Annotated in this window: 7 protein-coding genes; 2 read left to right on the top strand and 5 right to left on the bottom strand. The window is 45.5% G+C overall.

What is annotated here, in order from left to right; genetic code table 11:
- The 3 genes from gltX to chiP form a co-directional block, all read right to left on the bottom strand.
- A partial coding sequence (gltX, locus tag R7H07_RS23595) for a glutamate--tRNA ligase (protein ID WP_318128805.1) occupies nt 1–657 on the bottom strand: 657 nt, incomplete at its 3' end.
- 177 nt (nt 658–834) lie between these two features.
- Complete coding sequence (locus R7H07_RS23590) at nt 835–1,431, bottom strand: DUF2057 domain-containing protein (RefSeq protein ID WP_206960078.1); 597 nt, start codon at nt 1,429–1,431, stop codon at nt 835–837.
- 123 nt (nt 1,432–1,554) lie between these two features.
- On the bottom strand, nt 1,555–2,676 hold the full coding sequence (gene chiP, locus R7H07_RS23585; protein WP_005382007.1) for a chitoporin: 1,122 nt from the start codon (nt 2,674–2,676) through the stop codon (nt 1,555–1,557).
- Between the two features lie 478 nt (nt 2,677–3,154).
- Between chiP and R7H07_RS23580 the strand changes: the two genes are divergently transcribed.
- Nucleotides 3,155–5,851, top strand: a complete 2,697-nt coding sequence (locus R7H07_RS23580; protein ID WP_206960077.1) for a heavy metal translocating P-type ATPase — start codon at nt 3,155–3,157, stop codon at nt 5,849–5,851.
- Nucleotides 5,852–5,872: 21 nt separating this feature from the next.
- Nucleotides 5,873–6,322 carry a DUF411 domain-containing protein gene (locus tag R7H07_RS23575; protein WP_005382005.1) on the top strand — a complete coding sequence of 150 codons (450 nt, stop codon included), beginning with the start codon at nt 5,873–5,875 and terminating at the stop codon, nt 6,320–6,322.
- A gap of 65 nt (nt 6,323–6,387) precedes the next feature.
- On the opposite strand, the gene R7H07_RS23570 is transcribed toward R7H07_RS23575, so the two are convergent.
- On the bottom strand, nt 6,388–7,080 hold the full coding sequence (locus R7H07_RS23570) for an oligogalacturonate-specific porin KdgM family protein (RefSeq protein WP_005382004.1): 693 nt from the start codon (nt 7,078–7,080) through the stop codon (nt 6,388–6,390).
- A gap of 439 nt (nt 7,081–7,519) precedes the next feature.
- Nucleotides 7,520–9,425: family 20 glycosylhydrolase (locus tag R7H07_RS23565; protein WP_318128802.1), on the bottom strand; the 1,906-nt coding region annotated here is incomplete at its 5' end.

Below are 9,425 nucleotides of genomic sequence, written 5' to 3'. Positions count from 1 at the left end.
TGCTTCGTAGATGTTGATTTGACGAGGCGTGTTGTTGATGTGGTCTTCGCCACGAACAACGTGCGTGATACCCATGTCCCAGTCATCCACTACTACACAGAAGTTGTAAGTAGGTGAACCGTCAGTACGACGAATGATTAGGTCATCCATTTGATCGTTGCGGATTTCAATGCGACCACGGATTTGATCATCAAATACTACGCTGCCTTCTTTCGGGTTACGGAAACGGATAACACATGGATCACCATCTTTTGCCGCTTCGTTTGCTGCTTTGATTTTTGGATGGTTAGCATCGTAGCGAGGCATTTCTTTATTTGCTTCTTGCTCTGCACGGATTTCATCTAGCAGCTCTTTAGACGCGTAACATTTGTAAGCTTTGTCTTCAGCAAGAAGCTTATCAACCATTTCGTTGTAACGGTCAAAACGTTGAGTTTGGTAGTAAGGACCTTCATCCCACTCCAAGCCTAGCCATTCCATGCCTTCAAGAATTGCATCAACCGCTTCCTGAGAGTTACGCTCAAGGTCTGTATCTTCGATACGTAGAACGAATTCACCACCTTGGTTTTTAGCGTATAGCCAAGAGTAAAGTGCAGTACGCGCACCACCAACGTGTAGATAGCCAGTTGGGCTAGGAGCAAAACGAGTTTTAACCGTCATTTGAGTTCCTTAGGGGTAATGAGCAACGAGAGATCTCTCGTTGTAATGTCAAGGATAAAAGTGGCGACATTTTACCACCGTAAGTCAATTCTACAATCGGTTTGACAACAGAAATAAAAACAGGGCAGAACCAAAAAGGCACAGCCCTGCTATTTACTGTTAAAGCACGAGACGAAATTACTTCAGGTTACGCATTGCCCATTGCATAAATTCTTGCTGCTCTTCACGGCTCAATTCATTAAACGATGCTTTGATTGTTTTGGTTTCCGCTGGAGAAGACGCAATGCTTGCCTTAGTCGATTCTTTATTCATTGCGTTATTATAGTCGGAAACTTCTCGTTCGTAATCACGAAAACCTTGCAAACCACCTTTACGAAGTTGAACCATAGAGAATGCCACTTCTTTTCCGTTTTTGTCTTTCAATACCACTTTAGGATCGAGTTCGAAGGCTCTCGCCTCTTCAATAGTACGGAATGTTTGATAAGTCAGAGAAAGCTCGGTGTCTTTTTCTGCATCAAACTCTAATACCAGCGGCTGCGAATCGAATTTACGGCGCTTTCCATCTTCAAATACGATTTGTCCAACCGTTACCGCTAATTGGTTTTCCCCATCTTTTAACTCGATGCTGTTGTTCTTGGATATCCACTCAGGGTAGACGAACTCGCCGTTGAGAACGCGAGGAACTAATTCAGATTGCAGAGTGAGTTGAGCAGCAAAAGCTGGCGCCGAAAGCATTGCGCAAAGTCCGAGAAGTGTCGTTGTTTTTTTCATCATGGTTTCTCACTTTATACCAATTTAGATAAGCCTCTAAAATTTACAGGCCAGTCATTTCAAAGGCTTATTTGAATAAGTATCAAGATAAAAAGGGCGTTTCCGCCCTTTTAGCTGCTTCTTTAATCAGAAGTAGTATTCAACACCTACAGAGAACTCGTCGTAGTCAGCAGACTTCCAACGTGCTTCTGTTGGTTTATCTAATTGAGACGCACCGTCGCCAAAGTCTAGAGTACGAGCACGTACGTACAGCACTGCCGATGGGTCTACGAAATACATAACTTGTGCTGATAACACATCGTCCGCTGTATCGTTAATTTTCTTACCATCACGCTCTAGATCAAAGTTAGCGGCGTAAGCCAGTTTGTATTGCCAATCACCCGTGGTGTACATGATAGCGGCAGACATTGCATCTTGCTTTTCACTCACACCATTGCTTGCGTCCGCTTCCATGTATTTGTATTGCGCAAAGAAAGAGATCCCGTTATCAAACCAGCCTTGTGCCCCTACCAAGTACGTGTTGTTTTCCCACGTTTGGCTTTCCATCTTGATATTACGGTTACCTTCATATGCCGCATCTAACTGGATAGGACCAATTTTGTAGTGTGCTGCGATACCACCCCAGTAGTCATCCCCTTCACCTAGACCTGCTTTATCACCTGCACCAGCTGCGATATCTAGGGAGAATTTGTCAGCAAACATTGGAGAGTCCCAGCGGATAGTGTTTGATTGACGGTCTTGGTACTTGGCGCCACCAATAGCACCACCCCAGTCGTATACATCGCCGAGGCCAGGGTTAGATGCTGGCCAGTCAACCAATTCGTACATAGGTGTCAAAACGCGACCCAGGCGAATTTGCCCCCAAGATGCACTTTCAAAACCGACGAATGTGTCACGTTCACCAAGACCTGCGCCCTCGCCACCAAAGCTAGGGTCTACATAACCGCCTTCGATTTGCCAAATAAAAGTAGGGTCGAAGTTAGCAAATTGTTTTTTACCACGGAAACCAATACGAGACTCGTTGTTTAGCTGCATGCCACCCAAATCATCGTCCGTTGCTTTGCTGCCAGAATCGTAATCGCGGTACGCGGCCTGCATCGCGATGATTCCGTAAACTTCATAAGAAAATGAATCTTTGGTTAGAAACTCTTTTGCTGCGTCACTGTTTGCACCATCAGCAAATGCAGCACCACTGAACATCATGCCGGTAATTGCCGTGGCAAGTAGGCTTTTCTTTAGGTAAGACATTATAAACCCCTATATTTTTAGTTTTTTCCATTTTCAAATTCACTAACTAGGACATGGCAGGAACTTGAAACAGTGTTTGGACGGGGCAAATATGACAAACTTTTTTCGCACTAAAAAACTTTCCCTACAGCAATCTGAGCGACTTCAAAATGAGAAGATCAAAAATAAAATAAATCAATAAAAAACAATTAGTTAAAATCAAATATAAAAAATAAAAAACGTTAAAAGTACGTTTTGACACTGAACTGACATTGAGAGCATCTAAAAAACGTGAGCGACTTCATTCATCTTTTAGGTGTTTTAACGGAACTTTATATTCAAAGAGAAAAAACCTTGAGATCACTCGCAAGTAAAATGACCGTGCACTTGTGGGATTCGAGAGATTTTGACGAAATTGTTGTGAGTAGCAAATGGGTATTGACCTTACCCTTGCAGGAAGGTTTAAGCTCATAGCATCACTATTATTGAGGTGCAGATTATGTATCAGTTAGTTATACCTTTATCAGGGCTCAACTGCATGGGCTGTGCGAGAAAAGTTGAGAATGCTTTACATGCGAATCACGATGTGGAGATCCTCAATTTGTCCCCGACGCAAGTAGAGGTCAAAACCGAGTCTTCTCTTAAAGAGCTCGTCTCGTCGATTGAATCTCTTGGTTACCAAGCAGGAAATCACTACGAGCTAAACCTTTCAGGCTTAAGCTGTGGCGGTTGCGTCAAAAAACTTTCATCTTTATTAGAATCTAATCAAGACGTTATTTCTTTTGAGGCTTCAACAACGCACTTAGAGATTCGTACCCTCCTCTCCGAGCAACAAGTGATCGACTTAATAGCAACACTCGGCTATACCGCCAACCTTGATTCTGTTGAAGTAGAGAACGAAAGCTCACCAGAGACCGAACAGGTAGAAAAGCAAAGCAATATTAAAGATACGCAGGTGCCACCAGCGAGTATTCAATTGCAAATGCTGATTCAAGGCATGACGTGTGCGAGTTGCGTATCTTCAGTAGAGAAAGCACTTACTAACGTAGAAGGCGTTGAGAAAGCACAGGTCAACCTCGCAGAACAAAGCGCACTAGTATTCGCAAGCCAAGACTCTGATGACCTCCTTAACGCAATTGTTGAATCGGTAAAACAAGCCGGTTACCAAGCAGAGATCCTACAAGACGCCGCAACCCAGCAAGAAAAGCAAGCACAGCAACAACGTCAGCAACAAAAACGCTTTAAACTGGATGCTATTGCTGGCCTTGTCGTCGGAGCCCCTTTAATGATTTGGGGCGTTGCTGGCGGCAATATGATGATTCGCAACACCAACGACCAATTAGCTTGGGGCGCGATCGGTATCGTATGTTTACTCCTTCTTGCCACAGCAGGTAAACACTTCTTCAGTAACGCTTGGTTAGCAGCTACTCACAAGCGCGCCACCATGGACACGTTAGTCGCGCTCGGTACTGGCGCAGCGTGGTTCTATTCGATGCTTGTGGTGATTTTCCCAGACTGGTTCCCTCTTGCTTCACGCCACGTGTACTTTGAAGCGAGTGCAATGATCATCGGCTTAATTTCTCTTGGTCACTATATAGAAGCAAAAGCCAAAGCAAACACAACACGCTCATTGCAAGCGTTGATTAACCTGCAACCTCAGCAAGCTACGGTAATTACGGAACAAGGCGACCAACAAATCGCGGTTGAGCAAATCACGTTAGGCATGAAACTGCGTATCAAACCAGGCGAGAAAGTGCCTGTTGATGGCGTTGTGATTCAAGGTGAATCGTACATTGATGAATCTATGCTCACAGGCGAACCTGTACCTGTATTAAAAGCGCAAGAGGCTCAAGTCTCCGCAGGTACTTTGAACACAGATGGAGCCTTAATCATTGAGGCAACGGGCATTGGCGCAAATACCATGCTGGCTCGTATCATCCGCATGGTGCGCACAGCGCAAAGCAGTAAGCCAGCCATCGCGAAACTGGCAGACCAGATTTCATCGGTGTTTGTCCCTGTCGTTGTTGGTATAGCAATACTGGCCGCGCTCGTTTGGTTTGCCGTTGGCCCAGAGCCAAAAGCGAGTTATATGCTGGTGGTCACCACAACCGTCCTGATCATCGCCTGCCCTTGCGCCCTAGGCTTAGCAACCCCACTTTCTGTCACGGTGGGAGTGGGTAAAGCCGCAGAGCTCGGCATTCTGATCAAAGACGCCGACGCCCTGCAATTGGCAAGCAAAGTCGACACGGTTGTGTTCGACAAAACTGGCACGCTTACCCAAGGTAAACCTAGCGTTCAGCAAGTGTTTACTCACGCCACCAGCCAAGAAGATCTATTGGCTTTAGCGTATGCGGCAGAGCGTCAGTCTGAGCACCCACTGGCAAAAGCGGTATGTGATTACGCCAAACGACACGACGCAAAAGACGTCTCATTAGACAAGTTTGAGAACGTTCGCGGACGCGGCATTTTGGCGACGTATCAAGATAAACCGCTGCTCATTGGTTCGCTTCAATTTATGCAAGCAGAGAACGTCGAGACTAGCGCACTAAAATCTGCCATCGATGAATGCGCAAAAAATGCGTGGACTCCGGTAGCTGTGGCATTGAACGGCGAACTGATCGGTCTGATCGCCATTGCCGACCCGCTCAAATCAGATGCGAAACAAGCGCTCTCTGCATTAAAATCGCAAGGCATCAAAACGGTAATGCTGACGGGCGATAACCAACACGTTGCCAATGCTATCGGCCAAGAACTTGGTATTGATGAAGTGATTGCCCAAGTAATGCCAGATGAGAAAGCTCAGCACATTGAGCAACTTCAATCTCAAGGACATGTCGTGGCAATGGTGGGGGATGGCATTAACGACGCCCCTGCTCTCGCGTTATCCAACCTCGGTATTGCTATGGGTAGCGGCAGTGATGTCGCCATTGAAAGTTCGCAAATGACCATCCTGAACACGTCACCAATGGCGGTAGTACATGCGATTGAACTCTCTCGCGCTACACTTAAAAATATGAAGCAAAACCTATTTGGTGCCTTTGTTTACAACTCGTTGGGTATTCCAGTTGCCGCTGGCGTGCTTTACCCAGCGTTTGGATTTTTGCTCAGTCCTGTTGTCGCAGGAGCGGCAATGGCACTGTCTTCAATTACTGTCGTTAGTAATGCAAATCGACTACGACTGTTTTCAGTAAAGTAACCACTTCTTTTTGAGGGTATTATGAAGTTGAAACTATTGACCTTTGCAATGCTTGCGACCGTGTCCGCCAACGTATTGGCAGCCGATGTCATTAACCATAAATCGCCATACTGTGGCTGTTGTGGAGAATGGACAAAACACATGGAAGAGAACGGCTTTACGGTCGAAGAAAAATTGCACGATGACATGAACGCCATCAAACGCGATCTAGGCATCAAGAATGAACAGCTTTACTCTTGCCACACGGCAGAGATCAACGGCTATCTGTTTGAAGGTCACATTCCAGCCGAAGACATTAAAGCGTTTTTGAAAAATCCACCACGTAACGCAAAAGGCCTATCAGTACCGGGCATGCCAATGGGCTCCCCTGGTATGGAATATGGCGACAAAAAAGACAGCTACACCGTTTACGCCTTTAACGAAAAAGGCCAAGTGTTCGAATATAGCCACCACGAAGGCAACGACCAATAAAAACAAAGCCCAGCGAGATAAACCGCTGGGCTTTTTCTTAATGGACAGTTAAGACAAATATAAAATTAGAAGCCGTAAGAGGCACCAAATACAAAAGCGTTATTCACTAGGCTGTCACCACTCGCGTTTTCTGCACCGTGTGCTTGACTACGGAACTCAAAGTAAGGTTGAACACCTTTACGAGTCCACGTTGCACGAAGCTCGTGGTCCATGGTTTCCGCTTCAATCATGTAGACGTTGTTGTAGCTTAGCGTCACATCCTCATTCATCACGTAACCGATGCGGTTGTCCATGCGGTAATCTGTATCCGCATCTGCGTCTGTCGCATCAATGTGCGCACGAGTACGGTTACTTAAGGAGATGCCGTTATCGAAGTTGTAACCGATCTTAACCAATGGACGGTACTGTACATTCTCGCCAGCAGAGAACAGGTGTTGGTAACCCGCGGCAACCCATAAATGATCGGTAATATTAAATGACTGCTCACCACCCACAGTGATTGCTGGTGTTGTGTTACCTGCGCCACCGTTTTCTGTTTCCAGTTTACCCAACTGAATACCATCAAATTCGGTGTAAACCGTAAAGCCGCCGAATTGGTTATCAAAAGTATGACCAGCTTCCAGTGTAGACGTAACGTCCGAACCATGAATTCGACCATCATCGTGGAATTGAACATTACCTGTTACGTAAGAAGAACCAGCAAAAGCGCTAGAAGCGAAAGCGAGAGAAAGAGCACTCAGTGCAAAAATGTTTTTCATAATTACTGCCTTTATTTATTCACGTTATGCGATAGTTTTAGAGGGCATCTCTTCCCTTTTATCGCAAACTTTGGAATGTGCCTCCTTGGCGTTCGCAATATTGTTTCAATTAATTCGCGATGAAAAATAAAACATTTTAAAAAGTGATCTTGTTCAAACCGAAGCTCAACAACCCTGATAAAAACATGGAAAATACAGGCACTTATCGTATTTTTATAAAATTATTCAAAAAATAGAAGTGTGATCGTAAACAGATAGTTTATTGATATTTAGCAGATTAAGTCGATCCAGTTCACAATAACCTTGACCATTACAACCAAAAACTTATTTATCAATGAAAAATAATTAGACATCGATCACGCTTAATTTCCTCAAAAAATAAAGAAAGCCCCAACATGAGGTTGAGGCTTTGCCAAAAAATTAACTTACAAGAATTGAGTTATTTCACGCTGGTCACTCGACTTGCTTTCTCACCAGTTGCTGACACGGAACGGATAAACACTTCACCTTTCACATTTGGACGAGCATTATCTGCGTAAGTTAGCCAGTTCTTGCCGTCTAGAGAGTATTGAAGCTTCACCCCTGGGAACTGAACGTTCATTGCTAGCTTGCCATCTTCTACTTTCGCACCTGGTACAGGCAGGCGGTAGTCGATACCTGATTTTTCTAGCTTAGCCAGTTCACGTTGGCCAAGTACGTTCGCAAAGCGGTTGTAGTCTTGGTTTAGCGCGACTTTGTCTACTAGGTTAGAGTTTTGCGAGTATTCAACACCCACTTTGTAGTCGTTTTCCCAATCAGCACGGTGCCATGCACGCTCAGCGGCTGCTAGTACGCGAGGGAATACCATGTACTCGTATTGCTCATCGTTACGTACTGTCTCAGACCAAAGCTGTGCTGATAGACCGTAGAAAGGTTTCGCTTCGATTTCACCTTTACCAGTGAAGCCGTTACCATCGCGGTCTACAGAAGTTTCTGCGTTTTGAGGCATGTTCTCTGGTGCAAAACCAAACATCTTACGAGTATCTGTTGCACGTGTTGCCCAGTAGTAACCACGCTCTTTCGGGTCAACTTCGTACGGCATGTCCATGTACACGTAGTCTGGGTTAGAAACGATAACGTCGTAACCTTTCTTAGACCATTCGTACACTGATGATGTGCCCCCCCAGTAAAGAACGTCCCAGAAGTTAACACGTGTGTTTTCTGTTGCGAACGCTTTCTCACCTTCGCTGTACTTAAGGCCATCTTGCCAAGCTTGGAAGTTTGGAATGCCTTTCTCTGCCACCATCTTCGACACTTCTTCTGCAAAGTGGCTTGGTAGATGAGCAAAATCGCTTACCGTACCGTCTGCAATTAGCGTCTGACATTGTGGAGATTGTGCAAATGGCTTGTCTTGCTTAGACAAATCAATGTTACCCTTCCAGCTTACTTTGTCTTCTGCGTTGATGTCTTGCAGACCAGCGCCTAGCTTGATGTTCTTCGCTTCGTCACCACCAAAGTGCCATGTTGTTAGCGGCGTGCCCGCTTCTTGGTGCATTGCTGCTACTTCTGAAATCACTTTATCAACAAAGCGAGTGGAAGATTCCATACATGGATTGATGAAGCTTTGCTTGTTGTAGAACTGAACCGTCGTTACGTTCGATGTATCTTGAGGGTCCATCAGGCGGTACTCGTTCGCTTCGGCTTCTTTGCCTTCTTCCATCAGACGGTCGTAACGTGCTTCCATTGATATCACTGCTGCACGTGCGTGCGCTGGCATATCGATTTCAGGAATCACTTCGATGTTACGCGCTTTCGCGTACTTCAAGATGTCCACGTAGTCTGCTTTGCTGAAGAAGCCAGAGCCAAAGTTGTCTGTCGTTGCGCCTGAGCCAAGCTGAGGCAGTAAACAGCTTTTCTTTTCCAAATCGAAACAACGGTTAGCACCCACTTCAGTCAGCTCAGGCAGACCCGGGATTTCTAAACGCCAGCCTTCATCATCCGTTAGGTGAAGGTGTAGTTTGTTCATCTTGTACGCGGCCATTTGGTCAAGCGTTGCAAGAATTGCGTCTTTAGAGTGGAAGTTACGAGCCACGTCCACCATCACACCACGGTAATCAAAACGCGGCGCATCTTTAATAGACAGTTGTGGTAGAGAATCAGCATTTTGGCTATCTACCAGGCCAAAGATAGATTGTACTGCGTAGAAAGCACCTGCTTGGTCAAACGCTTTAATCGCAATACCGTCGCCTTTGATGCTCATTTCGTAAGCACCAGATTTTGCCAATTCACCGGTGAAGTCTGCAGGAACAACAGTGATGCTTACAGGAAGATCACCACGAACATCCACACCTACCACTTCTGCACGA

The organism is Vibrio sp. Vb1127, from assembly GCF_033338735.1.
GTDB classification, from domain to species: Bacteria; Pseudomonadota; Gammaproteobacteria; order Enterobacterales; family Vibrionaceae; genus Vibrio; species Vibrio alginolyticus.
This window is presented reverse-complemented; position numbering and strand designations above follow the sequence as displayed.